A 13,332-nucleotide genomic window follows, 5' to 3' on the forward strand; every position below is an offset into this window, starting at 1 on the left:
ACCTAGATATATTCATAATTTGGAATGTCAACCGAAACGCGACGGAGCGAGGGCGGAGAGAAGCGCGCGGTCCAGCGCGGGGGCACGGCCCGCGATCAGATCGGCCACAAGGCCCGCCGCCGCAGGCGCCAGCTGGAAGCCATAGCCGCCCTGACCGGCCAACCAGAAGAACCCGGGGGCCGTGGCGTCAAAGCCGATCACCGGGCTGCGGTCGGGCGCAAAGGTGCGCAGCCCCGCCCAATTCGCCAGAAGCCGGGTCACCGGGGCGGTCACCGCCGCTTCATAGCGCGCCAGACCCTCGGCCAGAACCATGTCATCGGCCCAGGCGTCCTGCGGCGCCATCGGCTCCTCGTCGGCGGGCGAGACGATCAGCGCCCCGGCATCGGGCTTCATGTACCAGTCCTCGGACCCGCCGATCACCATCGGCCAGCGGCGGACATCCATTCCCTCGGGGGCGGGGATCCGCGCCATCGAGCGCCGCAGCGGCGTAAAGCCAAGCGGCCTCACCCCGGCGAGCGCGGCGAGCTGATCCACCCAGGCGCCCGCAGCATTGATCACGATCTTCGCGGTGAAGACGGCGCCCCCGGCCTCGACCTCCCAGCCCGCGGGCAGGCGGGTGATCCGGGTGACGCGGGACCGGGTGCGGATCGTCGCGCCTGCCGCCTTGGCCGCGCGGCTGTAGCGGGCCAAAAGCGCGTCGGTGTCGATATCCTGTGCCCGGTCGGCATAGCCGGCAAAGGCGACAGTTTCGGGGTTCAGGATCGGCCAGAGCGCCTGCGCCTCGGGGATTGTCAGCGCATCCAGTTGAAAATGCGCGAGATGGTCGCGAAACCGGGCCTCGTGCGTGGCGTCGTCGACCACCATCACCCCGCGCGGGGTCAGCAGCCCGGAGCTTTCGTAGAAATCCTGCGAGGCAAGCGAGAGCGCCACCACGACTGGATTGCCATAGTAGGGCTCATAAAGCGCGGCCGAGCGGCCGGAGGCGTGATAGGCCAGATCGGCCTCGGCTTCGAGCAGGGTCAGGCTGCCGAGGGGCGCAAGATGGGCGGCCGCGGAAAGCCCCGCGATACCGCCGCCAAGAATGAGGAAATCGGTTTGCATGGCGGCAGGTTAGTGGCGCGCGGGCCGGTTGAAAAGGGTGATTGCATCGCGGCTTGCCCCGGGCCTAGGCTGGGGCAATTCAAGGAGGGCGCGATGAAACAGGTACTGATTCTCGGACTTCTGCTGGCTCTGGCGGCCTGTGGCGACAGCGTGCCGCTGGTGCCGTTCCTGTAAAAGGAACGCCGCCGGGGGAGGCGAAGCCCCGAAGGGCTTCGCGGGTCTGCTTACGCCTGCAGCGGACGGACCGAGATTTCGCCCTCGGCGCGGCTCTTCATCGCGGCGACGGCGGCGATGGAGGCGGCGGCGGTGGTGAAATAGGGGATCTTGTCGTAAAGCGCGACGGCGCGGATCTCGCGGCTGTCCGACACCGACTGGTTGCCGTCGGTGGTGTTGAACACCAGCGCGATATCGCCGTTTTTCAGCCGGTCGACGATGTTCGGACGGCCCTCGTAGACCTTGTTCACCGCCTCGGCCTCGACGCCCTTTTCCTTCAGCCACGCCCCCGTGCCGCGGGTGGCGACGAGCGTGAAGCCCATCGCGATCAGATCGCGCGCGGCCGCGGCCAGGTCGTCCGACTTGTCGGCATCCTTGATCGAGAGGAACACCCGGCCGGTTTCCGGCAGATGCGTGCCCGCGCCCATCTGCGCCTTGAGGAAGGCGCGCGGGAAGTTGCGGTCCCAGCCCATCACTTCGCCGGTCGAGCGCATTTCCGGCCCCAGAAGCGTATCGACACCCGGGAAACGGGCGAAGGGCAGCACCGCTTCCTTGACCGAGAACCACGGCGTGTTCGGATCGGCCAAGGTCAGCGGATCGGCGAAGGGCAGGGGGGTCTCCGGGCCGACGCTTTCGGGATAGGCGGCGCGCAGCGGGAAATTCGCCATCGGCTCGCCCGCCATCAGCCGCGCCGCGATCGAGGCAATGGCCGAATCGGTCGCCTTCGCCACGAAAGGCACGGTGCGGCTGGCGCGCGGGTTCACCTCCAGCACATAGATCACCCCGTCCTTGATCGCGAATTGCACGTTCATCAGTCCGACGACGCCCAGCGCCAGCGCCATCTTTTCGGTCTGGGCCTTCAGCTCCGCCACGGTCTCGCGCGAGAGCGAATAGGGCGGCAGCGAACAGGCGCTGTCGCCCGAATGGACGCCCGCTTCCTCGATATGCTGCATGATCCCGGCGACATGGACGGTCTTGCCGTCCGACAGCGCGTCCACATCCACCTCGATCGCGCCGGACAGATAGCTGTCCAGAAGCACCGGGCTATCGCCCGAAACAGTGACGGCGGTGGTGATGTAGCGCTTCAGATGCTCGGTGTCGCGCACGATCTCCATGGCGCGCCCGCCCAGAACATAAGACGGGCGAATGACCAGCGGATAGCCGACACGGCCCGAAATTTCAAAGGCTTGCGCCTCGGTCGACGCAATGCCGTTGACCGGCTGCTTCAGCTCCAGATCGTTCAGAAGCTGCTGGAACCGCTCGCGGTCTTCGGCCAGGTCGATCGCGTCCGGCGTGGTGCCCAGGATCGGGATGCCCTCGGCTTCCAGCGCATTCGCCAGTTTCAGCGGCGTCTGGCCGCCGAATTGCACGATCACCCCATGCAGCGTGCCATTGTCCTGCTCGACGCGCAGAATCTCCAGCACATGTTCCAGCGTCAGCGGCTCGAAATAGAGCCGGTCCGAGGTGTCATAATCGGTCGACACCGTTTCCGGGTTGCAGTTGATCATGATGGTTTCATAGCCCGCCTTCGTCAGCGCGAAGCAGGCATGGCAGCAGCAGTAATCGAACTCGATCCCCTGACCGATCCGGTTCGGGCCGCCGCCCAGGATCACCACTTTCTTGCGGTCCGAGGGCCGGGCCTCGCATTCGACATCGCCCATCGCGGGCACTTCGTAGGTCGAATACATGTAGGGGGTCTGCGCCTCGAACTCGGCGGCGCAGGTGTCGATGCGCTTGAAGACGGCGGTGACGCCCAGATTGCGCCGCGCGCGGCGGACCTGACCCTCGTCGCGGCCGGTCAGCTTCGCCAGACGGGCATCGGTGAAGCCCATCATCTTCAGCTTGCGCAGGCCTTTTTCATCCAGCGGCAGGCCGTTCTTGCGGATCGCGGCCTCGGCCTCGACGATTTCGCGGATGCGGGCGAGGAACCACGGGTCAAAGGCGGTGGCGGTGACGATTTCGTCATCGCTCAGCCCGTGGCGCATCGCCTGCGCAATGAGCCGCATCCGGTCCGGGGTCTGGCGCGAGATCGCCTTGATCACCGCGGCCTTGTCGGGGGCGCCCTCGATGGCGATTTCGTCAAAGCCGGTCAGGCCGGTTTCCATGGACGCCAGCGCCTTTTGCACCGATTCGTGGAAGGTCCGGCCAATCGCCATCGCCTCGCCCACCGATTTCATCGCGGTGGTCAGCTCGGGCTTCGAGCCGGGAAATTTCTCGAACGCAAAGCGCGGGATCTTGGTCACGACATAGTCGATGGTCGGTTCGAACGAGGCGGGCGTGACCTTGGTGATATCGTTGTCGAGTTCATCGAGCGTGTAACCCACGGCCAGTTTCGCCGCGATCTTCGCAATCGGGAAGCCCGTCGCCTTCGACGCCAGCGCCGAGGACCGCGACACCCGCGGGTTCATCTCGATCACCACCATGCGGCCGTCTTTCGGGTTGATCGCCCATTGCACGTTCGAGCCGCCGGTCTCGACGCCGATCTCGCGCAGAACGGCAATCGAGCCGTTGCGCATGATCTGATATTCCTTGTCGGTCAGCGTCAGCGCCGGGGCGACGGTGATGGAATCGCCCGTATGCACGCCCATCGGATCGATGTTTTCGATGGAACAGACGATGATGGCGTTGTCGGCTTTGTCGCGCACCACCTCCATCTCGTATTCTTTCCAGCCCAGCAGCGATTCATCGATCAGCACCTGCGCGACGGGCGAAGCATCGAGGCCCGAGCGCACGATGGCCTCGTAATCGTCGCGGTTATAGGCGACGCCGCCGCCGGTGCCGCCCAGGGTGAAGGCCGGGCGGATGATCGCGGGCAGGCCGATATGTTCCAGGTCGATCAGCGCCTGACGCACGCCGGCGGAAATGTCGTATTTGCCGTTTTCCAGCTTCGGCGCGGAAATGATCGTGGCTTTCGGGTTTTCCAGCCCGATCCGGTCCATCGCCTCGCGGAAAAGCTTGCGGTCTTCGGCCATTTCGATGGCTTGACGGTTGGCGCCGATCAGCTCGACGCCGAATTTCTCCAGCACGCCCATGTCGGCGAGTGCGAGCGAGGTGTTGAGGCCGGTCTGCCCGCCCATCGTCGGCAAAAGCGCGTCGGGGCGTTCCTTTTCGATGATCTTCGCCACGACCTCGGGGGTGATCGGCTCGATATAGGTCGCATCGGCCATTTCCGGGTCGGTCATGATCGTCGCCGGGTTCGAGTTCACCAGGATGACCCGGTAGCCTTCTTCCCGCAGCGCCTTGCAGGCTTGTGCGCCGGAATAGTCGAATTCGCAGGCCTGCCCGATGATGATGGGGCCCGCGCCGATGATGAGGATGGACTGGATGTCGGTTCTCTTCGGCATGGGGGACCCCTTCATGGATGGCGCGGCAAGACGCACCGGGCCGTGGGGGTCCGGTGCGCAAATTGATGGGCGTTATAGTCTGGTCACGGCGCGGCGCAAGCGTCATTCCATGCGCGGCAGACGGATTTGACCGCGGCCGCGGGCGGGGTGGCTTGACTTTGTCCGGCCTTCGCGGTTGATCGGGCGTCGATACGACAAGCCCGGGAAAGGGGAGAGTGATGCACGCCTATCGCAGCCATACCTGCGCCGCCCTCAGCGCCGCGAATGCGGGTGAGGAAGTTCGTCTGTCCGGCTGGGTGCATCGGGTGCGAGATCACGGCGGTGTGCTGTTCCTTGACCTGCGCGACCATTACGGCATCACGCAGATCCTGTGTGACGGCGACAGCCCGGCCTTCTCGGCGCTGGAAAAGGTCCGCGCCGAATGGGTGATCCGCATCGACGGCAAGGTGAAGCTGCGCGATGCTTCGCTGGTGAACAGCAAGATCCCGACCGGCGAAATCGAAGTCTATGCGAAAGAGGTCGAGGTTCTGGGCCCGGTCGAGGGCGATCTGCCGGTGCAGGTCTTCGGCGAGCCGGAATATCCGGAAGAAACCCGGCTGACCTATCGCTTCCTCGATCTGCGCCGCGAGAGCCTGCATCAGAACATGATGCTGCGTTCGAATGTGGTGCGCAGCCTGCGCAACCGGATGTGGGACCGCGGCTTCACCGAGTTTCAGACGCCGATCATCACCGCGTCTTCGCCCGAAGGGGCGCGCGACTTCCTCGTGCCCTCGCGGCTGCATCCGGGCAAGTTCTACGCCCTGCCGCAGGCGCCGCAGCAGTTCAAGCAGCTGATCATGGTGGCGGGCTTTGACCGCTACTTCCAGATCGCGCCCTGCTTCCGCGACGAAGACCCCCGCGCCGACCGCAGCCCGACCGACTTCTATCAGCTCGACATCGAGATGAGCTTCGTGAAGCAGGAAGACGTGTTCGCCGCGGTGCAGCCGGTCATTCAGGGGCTTTTCGAGGAATTCGGAAAAGGCAAAAAGGTCGATCCGAACTGGCCGCTGATCGCCTATCGCGATGCGCTGCTGTGGTATGGCAGCGACAAGCCCGACCTGCGCAACCCGATCAAGATGGCGGATGTGTCGGAGCACTTTAAAGATTCCGGCTTTGCGATTTTTGCGAAACTTCTGGAAAACGAAGGCACCGAGGTTCGGGCGATCCCCGCCCCCACCGGCGGCTCGCGCAAGTTCTGTGACCGGATGAATGCTTTTGCCCAGGCGAACGGGCTGCCGGGCATGGGCTATATCTTCTGGCGCAAGGCCGAAGACGGGTCGATGGAAGCCGCCGGTCCGATCGCGAAAGCGCTGGGGGCCGAGCGCACCGAAGCGATCCGCATGCAGCTGTCGCTGAACGAAGGCGATGCCGTCTTCTTCCTTGGTGGCAAGGCGGAGCAATTCGAATCCGTCGCGGGCAAGGCCCGCAACGAGATCGGCCGCGAGCTGGGCCTGACCGAGACCGATACCTTCCGCTTTGCCTGGATCGTCGATTTCCCGATGTACGAGAAGACCGACGAGGGCAAGATCGACTTCTCCCACAACCCGTTCTCGATGCCGCAAGGCGGGCTCGAGGCGCTGATGGGCGATCCGCTCAAGGTCTATGCCTATCAATATGACCTCGCCTGCAACGGCTATGAGCTGGTCTCGGGCGGCATCCGCAACCACCGCCCCGACATCATGTTCAAGGCGTTTGAGCTGGCGGGCTACCCGAAGGAAGAGGTCGAGAAGCGCTTCGGCGGCATGGTCAAGGCCTTCCGCTATGGGGCCCCGCCCCACGGCGGTTGCGCGGCGGGCATCGACCGGATCGTGATGCTGCTGGCCGATACGGCGAACATCCGCGAAGTCATCATGTTCCCGATGAACCAGCGTGCCGAAGACCTGATGATGGGGGCGCCTTCGGAACCGCTGAACGAGCAGCTGCGCGAATTGCGGCTGCGGGTGCTGCCCAAGGACGCGTGATCTTCACGAAAGCGTGCGCAAAAGGATGCCGAAGGTGACGACGGCATCCTTTTTTGCGCGTATCCTCTTTCCCGGTCGTCTGGGCAGGAGGACGGGATGGAGTTTTCGCAACTGGCGCAGGTGCGCTTCGGTTTCGGCCCCGCGCCGGGCAGGCCCGGTCCTTCCGATGCCGAGACGATGCTGGCGGTGCTGGCCGGCCCCGATCATCTGGCCGCCCGCTGGCCGGGGATGACCACCGATCAGGCGCTGGCCGAAGGCCGGGCCTTTCGGGACGCGCGCAAGGCGACCCGAAACCCCGGCCCGGCCGGGGCCGAGGCGGCCGAAGCGGCGCTGACCGCGAAAAAGCGGCATATGGCGGGGCTGTTGCGCGACAATCTGCAGCTGTCGCTGGCGCGCGCGGTCGAGGCGTCGGACGGCTTTCGCGAAAGGCTCTGGGCGTTCTGGCGCGACCATTTCACCGTTCTGGCGAAGCGGCGGCAGGATGTCGGCCTGTCCTGCGCCCACGGCGAGGCGCTGCGCCCCCATATCACCGGCAATTTCAAGACCTTGCTGCGGGTGGCGGAAACCCATCCGATGATGCTGATCTATCTGGATCAGACCTTTTCGATCGGGCCGAATTCGCGGCGGGCGCAAAAGCGTCCCGGGCGGGGGCTGAACGAGAACCTGGCCCGCGAGGTGATGGAGTTGCACACTCTGGGCGTGGGCGGGCGTTACAGCCAGGCCGATGTGCGGCAGCTGGCCGAGCTGTTCACCGGGATGCAGGCGGATTCGGGCGAGGATTTCACCTTTGCGCCGAATCTGGCCGAGCCGGGGGCTGAAACGGTTCTGGGGAAAAGCTATGGCGGCGATCCGGCGCGGCTGGAAGACATTCATGCCGTGCTGGAGGCGCTGGCGCTGCACCCCGACACGGCGCGGCATCTGGCGTGGAAACTGGCGGTGCATTTCGTCGCCCCCGAGCCAGATCCGGCGCTGGTGACCGCGATGGCCGAGGCCTATGCGGCGGCCGGGGGTGAATTGATGCCGGTCTATCGGGTGCTGCTGACGCATCCGGCGGCGCTGCAGCCCCGCTTCGCCAAGGTCCGTCAGCCCTTTGACCATATCGCCACCGGCTTGCGGGCGCTGGGTCTGGACGGGGCGGCGGTGATGGCCTGGGACGAACGGGTGATCCGCGCAGCGGCGTTTGCGCCGATGCGGGCGATGGGGCAATCTTGGCTGGTCACCGACGGCCCCGATGGCTGGCCCGAGGAGGAGGCCGAATGGATCTCGGCGCAGCAGCTGGCGGCGCGGATCAACTGGGCGATGCAGGTTCCGCAGCTTCTGGGGAAGATGCCCGCGGATCCGAGGGCTTTTGCCGAAGCGGCGCTGGGGCCGCGGCTGTCGCCCGCGCTGGCGCAGGCGGTGCCGCGGGCGGAAACCCGGGCCGAAGCGGTGGCGCTGGTGCTGGCTTCCGTCGAATTCACAAGGAGATGAACCGATGCTGACACGGCGTTTCTTGCTGAAAGGCGCGCTCTTGGCCGGGTGTTCGGCGGCGGCGCATCCGTTGATGAACGCGGTCACCTGTGCTGCCGTGCCCGGCGATCGGCGGCTCGTTGTGATCCTCCTGCGCGGCGGCATGGACGGGCTGGATCTCGTGCAGCCCCATGGCGATCCGCAGCTGGCGCAGCTGCGCCCCGGTTTCGCCATCGGTCCAGCCGCGGGGGCGGCGGATCTGGACGGGTTCTTCGGGCTGCATCCGTTTCTGGTGCCGCAACTGATGCCGATGTGGGCGGCGGGCGAGCTTGGGTTTGCCCATGCCGTGTCCACCCCCTATCGTGACAAGCGCAGCCATTTCGACGGCCAGGACATGCTGGAAGCCGGGACCGGGATGGATGTGCCGGTGTCGCGGATCCGTGACGGCTGGTTGAACCGGCTGTTGCAGACCCTGCCCGGGGCCACGGCCGAGACCGCCTATTCGGTCGGCGAGGAGGAGTTGCGCATCCTCTCGGGGGCGGCGCCGACGATGTCCTGGACGCCCGAGGCCTGGCTGGGCCTGTCGTCGCAGGGGCGGCGGCTTCTGGAATCGATCTATCACGACGATCCGCTGTTTCGCGATGCCGCCGAGGATGCGCTGCGGATGACTGCGCCCGAGGCGGAGATGGGCGGGGACGATTCTGCCCCCGCGGCGCAGCGGCGCCCGGCGAAGCCCGAGGGGGGGAAGGTGCCCGGCCGCGATCCTCTGGCGGCATTTGCGGCGGAACGGCTGCGCGGGGCGGCGCGGATCGCGGCCTTTTCGCTGACCGGCTGGGACACGCATCGCAGTCAGGCCCAGGCGTTGCGCCGCCCGACCGAGCGGCTGGCGGCGGCGCTGACCACGCTGAAGACCGAGCTTGGCACGGTCTGGGGGGAAACGCTGGTGTTGGCGATGACGGAATTCGGCCGCACGGCGCGGCAAAATGGCAGCGGGGGGACTGATCACGGCACCGGCGGCGCGATGGTGATGGCGGGGGGCGTGCTGAAAGGCGGCAAGGTCTATGGTCGCTGGCCGGGTCTGGCCGAGGCCGATCTTTACGCCGGTCGCGATCTGACGCCCACGGCCGACAGCCGCGCCTATGCCGCCTGGGCCTTGGCGGGGCTGTTCGGCACGCCGCGCGACGCGCTCGAGCGCGCGATCTTTCCGGGGCTCGAGATGGGGACGGACCCGCGCTTTCTGGCGTAAGTCAGGCGAAGAAGGCCGCCCAGGCGGTGCCGCCCACGGCAACGGCCAAACTTGCCGCGCCAAGGCTGAAGCTGGCCCAATGCGCTGCCTCGATCAGGCGCTGGTCGGTCAGGTAACGCAGGGCTTTGGCTTTCATCGCGGACCTCTGGCAGGGGATCTTGCCGCACGATCCCGCGCGATTGCGGCGGGAATCGGGAAAGATTGGCGCCTTTGCGCGGCAATTGCGCCTTTGCGTCCGGGCGGTTAGCCTGATCCGAAACGGGAGGGTCAGATGAAACGATTTGGAGAGGCGGTGACCGGCTGGAAGGCGCCGCGGTTTCCCGATGCCGGGGTGATCGACGGCCGGGCCTGCCGGCTGGAACGGCTGGAGGAACGGCATGCCGATGCGCTGTTTCGGGCCAACAGCGAAGACGATACGATCTGGGATTACCTGCCCTACGGGCCCTTCCCTTCCGAGGCGGGCTATATCCGCTGGGTCGGCGACATGGCGGCGTCACGCGATCCGCTGTTCTATGCGGTGGTGGAGAAAGAGACGGAACTGGCTTCTGGCGTGATGGCCTATCTGCGAATCACCCCGGAGATAGGGGTGATCGAGCTGGGACACATCAATCTGTCGCGGCGGCTGTCGCGCTCGACTGCGGCGACCGAGGCGATGATCCTGATGATGTCCTGGGCCTTCCGGGCCGGGTATCGGCGGTTCGAATGGAAATGCGATGCGCTCAACATGCCCTCGCGCCGGGCTGCCGAGCGGCTGGGGCTGAGCTACGAGGGCACGTTCCGGCAGGCGGCGATCGTCAAGGGGCGCAACCGCGACACCGCCTGGTTTGCCGCCACCGACAAGGATTGGCCCGGCTTGCAGGAGGCCTATGAGGCCTGGCTGTCGCCGTCGAATTTCGATGCCAAGGGGCATCAGATCGAGCGCCTCTCGGACCTGACGCGACTGGTGCGCGTTGCCTCGGATCCGGTGCTGGCCGGGCAGTAAGGCTTTGCGTATTTGAGCCAAGAAAAGCTGCGGGTTTTTTCTTGGTCCAAATACGCTCTTGTCCCGATCCCCCCGGGGCGCGCGGTCTCAGAACCCGGAAGCCGCCGCCAGACGGGCCTGCACGATCCCGGTGAGGCGCGAGATCGCGGCCGGGCTGGGGGCGGTCTTGCCGCCCAAAGCGGTGGCCGCCGATTCAAGATCGCCGTCATGCGCCGAGCGCGCCACCCCGGCGAGGAATTGCGCCACATAGCCCAGCACCGCGCCATCGGGACCGGCGGCCAGAACCTCGGCCACATGGTTCAGATCGTCGCGCAGGGCGAGCGGATCGGGCGAGACCTTGTCATCCTCCATCGTCCGCACCCCGGCCGGGCGCACGTCGGGCGGCAGGACCGACAGCACCCGCGCCTGAAACGCCGCCAGCGAATCGAGCGGTTTTTCCATGAAGGCATCCGCCCCCGCCGCCATCGCCTCGTCCATCATCCCGGGATCGCCCGAAAGCCCGATCACCGCCGGGCAACCGGGGCCATTGGCCTTGATATGGCGGATCAGATCGGCGCCGGAGCCATCGGGCAGGCCCATGTCCACCACCACCACATTCGGCCGGTAGGTGGCCAGATGCCGATGCGCCGAGCGCAGGCAATCGGCGCGGCGGATCCGCGCCCCTGAACGCAGGCACAGAAGCCGCACCGCTTCGGAGGCGAAGCGGCTGTCTTCGACCAGAAGCACCGTCAGCCCCAGAAGCGGGCGGTCCGCGGTGGCGGGTCGGCAGGCAAGGAAAGAGGTCAGATCGTCGGTCATGGCGCCACCCTGGCAGAGGAATTGCGGTTCCATGAGTTAACGATGCCTTTGCCTAACGTGGGGTTAACGCCAACAGCGAAAGCCGCGCTTGCATCGCGGTTTTCTCCCCCCTATGCGAAGAAAAGCAAAGGGAGGCCCATCATGATCGGACGTCTGAACCATGTCGCCATCGCCGTGCCGGATCTTGCGGCAGCGTCGGCGCAATATGCCAACACGCTCGGCGCAAAGGTGAATCCGCCGCAGGACGAGCCCGACCACGGCGTGACCGTGGTTTTCATCGAGCTGCCCAACACGAAGATCGAGCTTCTTTACCCTCTGGGTGAAAACAGCCCGATTCGGGGCTTTCTGGAGAAGAATCCCTCGGGCGGGATTCATCACATGTGTTTCGAGGTCGAGGATATCCTGGCCGCGCGCGACAGGCTCAAGGCTGAAGGCGCCCGCGTGCTGGGTACCGGCGAGCCGAAGATCGGCGCGCATGGCAAGCCCGTGCTCTTCCTGCATCCGAAGGATTTCAACGGCTGCCTGATCGAGCTGGAACAGGTGTAAGGCGTTCGGCTGGCGCGGTTATCGCTGCGCCAGCCGGTGAAACAGGTGGGTGAAGGCCGCAGCCCCCACCACCGGCACCGCAAGGTTCAGCACCGGCACCGTCAGCGGCAAGGCCATCAGCGCGCCGGAGGCCCAGATCGTGCCCTTGTTGGCCGCATAAAGCGCCTTCGCCTCGGCCCGGCCCATCCGTCGCACCGCCGCCATCTGGAAATATTCGCGGCCAAGCAGATAGCCGTTCAGCGCGAAAAAGACGACCGGCGCCAAAGGCCCGACGAACAGATAGACGATCAGCGCCACAAGGTTCGCCGCGACCACCACGCCGAAAAAGCGCAGACTGTCGCCCAGCGTCTCCGACAGGCTCAGGCGGCGCACCGGCGGCAGGCCGGGATAGTGATGGCGCTCGACCAGTTCGGCCACCTCGTCAAGGAAGAAGCCGGTGAAGATCGAGGCCACCGGCACCATCAGGAAGATCGAGGCGATCAGCATCACGCCGATCGAGGCGATCGACAGCGCCGGATCGATCCAGCCGACCGCCCCGAAGAAGGGCAGGGTGATCGTGTCGGGGATGAACCAGCCGATCAGCTCGAACAGGCCGAACCAGACGACGAGCAGCAGAAGGATCGCAAGGCCGATGCCCTTGAGCAGAACTTTCAGCGCGCCGGGGCGGGCCAGATCGGCCCAGCCGCGCAGGAAGATGTCGAAGATCATGCGCTTACCCATGTGAGGAGAGTGTCCAGATCGGGGCGGGGCCGCTCGGGCGGCACCGCGGTCTCGGTGCCGATATGGATCAGCCCCGCGACCCATTCGCCGGGGGCGAGCCCCAGCGCCGGGGCGGCAAAGCGCAGATCATGCGCCACCCAGCCGGTCAGCCAGGATGCCCCCCAGCCCGCCGCCAGCGCGGCGTTCACCAGTTGCATGCCCGCGGCGCCGACCGAGAGCGTCTGCTCGATCGCGGGCACCTTTTCGGTCGGGCGGGGCACGGCGATCAGCGCGACGCAGAGCGGGCTTTGCGCGAATTGCGACACGCCCTTGGCGGCGATCTCTTCGGGCAGAAGATGGGTCGCGGCAAAATCCGCGGCCGCGTCGGCGAGACGGTCGAGCGCGGGCTTTTCAAGGACGATGAAGCGCCAGGGCTCAAGCTTGCCGTGATCGGGCACGCGCGCGGCGATGGTCAGGATCCCGCGCAGCGCGGCCCGGTCGGGCACCGGGGCGGAGAGCAGCTTTGGTGACCGCGAGCGGCGGGTTGCCAGAAAGCCGAGGGCCGCGGCGTCACGCCGGGCGGGGTTGACGGTGCCGGGGGGACTATCCATGGCGCATCTCCTGTCTGTGCAAGATATCGGCGGTGGCGGGGCGGATTGCAAGGACGGGACTTGCCCGGCGGGCCGGGCGCGGTAGAAGGGGGCATGAGTGATCTGAGCCATCTTGCGCAACCGGGCGCTGAAATCGCGCTGCGTGTGACCCCCAGGGCCTCGCGCAACGAGATCGTCCTGGCCGAGGACGGGTTGCGCGCCTATGTGACGGTCGTGCCCGAGGGCGGCAAGGCCAATGCGGCGGTGGTGAAACTGCTGGCCAAAAGCCTGGGCGTGGCGAAATCGCGGCTGACCCTGATCCGGGGCGAGACCGCGCGCGACAAGGTGTTCCGCCTCGGCTGAG

At 66.3% G+C, this 13,332-nt stretch carries 12 protein-coding genes; 6 read left to right on the forward strand and 6 right to left on the reverse strand.

The window, feature by feature from the left end:
• Positions 1–27: 27 nt before the first annotated feature.
• Positions 28–1,101, reverse strand: a complete 1,074-nt coding sequence (locus AC4PTB_RS03005; RefSeq protein ID WP_492191620.1) for an NAD(P)/FAD-dependent oxidoreductase — start codon at positions 1,099–1,101, stop codon at positions 28–30.
• 224 nt (positions 1,102–1,325) lie between these two features.
• A complete protein-coding gene (gene carB, locus AC4PTB_RS03010; protein ID WP_492191621.1) occupies positions 1,326–4,658 on the reverse strand; it encodes a carbamoyl-phosphate synthase large subunit in 3,333 nt (1,110 codons plus the stop codon).
• 218 nt (positions 4,659–4,876) lie between these two features.
• On the opposite strand from carB, the gene aspS reads away from it, so the two are divergent.
• From aspS to AC4PTB_RS03025, 3 genes are all read left to right on the forward strand, one after another.
• Entirely contained in the window at positions 4,877–6,658 is a 1,782-nt protein-coding gene (gene aspS / locus AC4PTB_RS03015; protein WP_492191622.1) for an aspartate--tRNA ligase, read from the forward strand.
• Positions 6,659–6,754: 96 nt separating this feature from the next.
• On the forward strand, positions 6,755–8,128 hold the full coding sequence (locus AC4PTB_RS03020) for a DUF1800 domain-containing protein (RefSeq protein WP_492191623.1): 1,374 nt from the start codon (positions 6,755–6,757) through the stop codon (positions 8,126–8,128).
• Between the two features lie 4 nt (positions 8,129–8,132).
• On the forward strand, positions 8,133–9,353 hold the full coding sequence (locus AC4PTB_RS03025) for a DUF1501 domain-containing protein (RefSeq protein ID WP_492191624.1): 1,221 nt from the start codon (positions 8,133–8,135) through the stop codon (positions 9,351–9,353).
• A gap of 1 nt (position 9,354) precedes the next feature.
• Here the strand turns inward: AC4PTB_RS03025 and AC4PTB_RS03030 are convergent, their stop codons facing one another.
• Positions 9,355–9,489 carry a hypothetical protein gene (locus AC4PTB_RS03030; RefSeq protein ID WP_492191625.1) on the reverse strand — a complete coding sequence of 45 codons (135 nt, stop codon included), beginning with the start codon at positions 9,487–9,489 and terminating at the stop codon, positions 9,355–9,357.
• Positions 9,490–9,624: 135 nt separating this feature from the next.
• Here AC4PTB_RS03030 and AC4PTB_RS03035 point away from each other — a divergent pair, with 135 nt between their 5' ends.
• Positions 9,625–10,335 carry a GNAT family N-acetyltransferase gene (locus tag AC4PTB_RS03035; protein ID WP_492191626.1) on the forward strand — a complete coding sequence of 237 codons (711 nt, stop codon included), beginning with the start codon at positions 9,625–9,627 and terminating at the stop codon, positions 10,333–10,335.
• 87 nt (positions 10,336–10,422) lie between these two features.
• On the opposite strand, the gene AC4PTB_RS03040 is transcribed toward AC4PTB_RS03035, so the two are convergent.
• Positions 10,423–11,133, reverse strand: a complete 711-nt coding sequence (locus AC4PTB_RS03040) for a response regulator (RefSeq protein WP_492191627.1) — start codon at positions 11,131–11,133, stop codon at positions 10,423–10,425.
• 141 nt (positions 11,134–11,274) lie between these two features.
• Between AC4PTB_RS03040 and mce the strand changes: the two genes are divergently transcribed.
• The gene (gene mce / locus AC4PTB_RS03045; protein ID WP_492191628.1) at positions 11,275–11,679 is read left to right on the forward strand and encodes a methylmalonyl-CoA epimerase; all 405 of its coding nucleotides are present in this window, start codon (positions 11,275–11,277) and stop codon (positions 11,677–11,679) included.
• Positions 11,680–11,697: 18 nt separating this feature from the next.
• Here mce and AC4PTB_RS03050 read toward each other — a convergent pair whose 3' ends face one another.
• Positions 11,698–12,387, reverse strand: coding sequence for an EI24 domain-containing protein (locus AC4PTB_RS03050; protein ID WP_492191629.1), 690 nt, complete (start codon positions 12,385–12,387; stop codon positions 11,698–11,700).
• Positions 12,384–12,989 carry a nitroreductase family protein gene (locus AC4PTB_RS03055; RefSeq protein WP_492191630.1) on the reverse strand — a complete coding sequence of 202 codons (606 nt, stop codon included), beginning with the start codon at positions 12,987–12,989 and terminating at the stop codon, positions 12,384–12,386. The genes AC4PTB_RS03050 and AC4PTB_RS03055 overlap by 4 nt, the downstream gene beginning before the upstream one ends.
• 93 nt (positions 12,990–13,082) lie before the next feature.
• Between AC4PTB_RS03055 and AC4PTB_RS03060 the strand changes: the two genes are divergently transcribed.
• Positions 13,083–13,331, forward strand: a complete 249-nt coding sequence (locus AC4PTB_RS03060) for a DUF167 domain-containing protein (protein ID WP_492191631.1) — start codon at positions 13,083–13,085, stop codon at positions 13,329–13,331.
• Position 13,332 lies beyond the last annotated feature (1 nt).

It is taken from the genome of Rhodobacter sp. 4.3.4 (assembly GCF_058724655.1).

What these genes read in the sequence shown, in the direction of transcription:
- AC4PTB_RS03005 (WP_492191620.1), bottom strand. Translation starts at nt 1,101, where the DNA reads ATGCAAACCGATTTCCTCATTCTTGGCGGCGGTATCGCGGGGCTTTCC.
- carB (WP_492191621.1), bottom strand. Translation starts at nt 4,658, where the DNA reads ATGCCGAAGAGAACCGACATCCAGTCCATCCTCATCATCGGCGCGGGC.
- aspS (WP_492191622.1), top strand. Translation starts at nt 4,877, where the DNA reads ATGCACGCCTATCGCAGCCATACCTGCGCCGCCCTCAGCGCCGCGAAT.
- AC4PTB_RS03020 (WP_492191623.1), top strand. Translation starts at nt 6,755, where the DNA reads ATGGAGTTTTCGCAACTGGCGCAGGTGCGCTTCGGTTTCGGCCCCGCG.
- AC4PTB_RS03025 (WP_492191624.1), top strand. Translation starts at nt 8,133, where the DNA reads ATGCTGACACGGCGTTTCTTGCTGAAAGGCGCGCTCTTGGCCGGGTGT.
- AC4PTB_RS03030 (WP_492191625.1), bottom strand. Translation starts at nt 9,489, where the DNA reads ATGAAAGCCAAAGCCCTGCGTTACCTGACCGACCAGCGCCTGATCGAG.
- AC4PTB_RS03035 (WP_492191626.1), top strand. Translation starts at nt 9,625, where the DNA reads ATGAAACGATTTGGAGAGGCGGTGACCGGCTGGAAGGCGCCGCGGTTT.
- AC4PTB_RS03040 (WP_492191627.1), bottom strand. Translation starts at nt 11,133, where the DNA reads ATGACCGACGATCTGACCTCTTTCCTTGCCTGCCGACCCGCCACCGCG.
- mce (WP_492191628.1), top strand. Translation starts at nt 11,275, where the DNA reads ATGATCGGACGTCTGAACCATGTCGCCATCGCCGTGCCGGATCTTGCG.
- AC4PTB_RS03050 (WP_492191629.1), bottom strand. Translation starts at nt 12,387, where the DNA reads ATGATCTTCGACATCTTCCTGCGCGGCTGGGCCGATCTGGCCCGCCCC.
- AC4PTB_RS03055 (WP_492191630.1), bottom strand. Translation starts at nt 12,989, where the DNA reads ATGGATAGTCCCCCCGGCACCGTCAACCCCGCCCGGCGTGACGCCGCG.
- AC4PTB_RS03060 (WP_492191631.1), top strand. Translation starts at nt 13,083, where the DNA reads ATGAGTGATCTGAGCCATCTTGCGCAACCGGGCGCTGAAATCGCGCTG.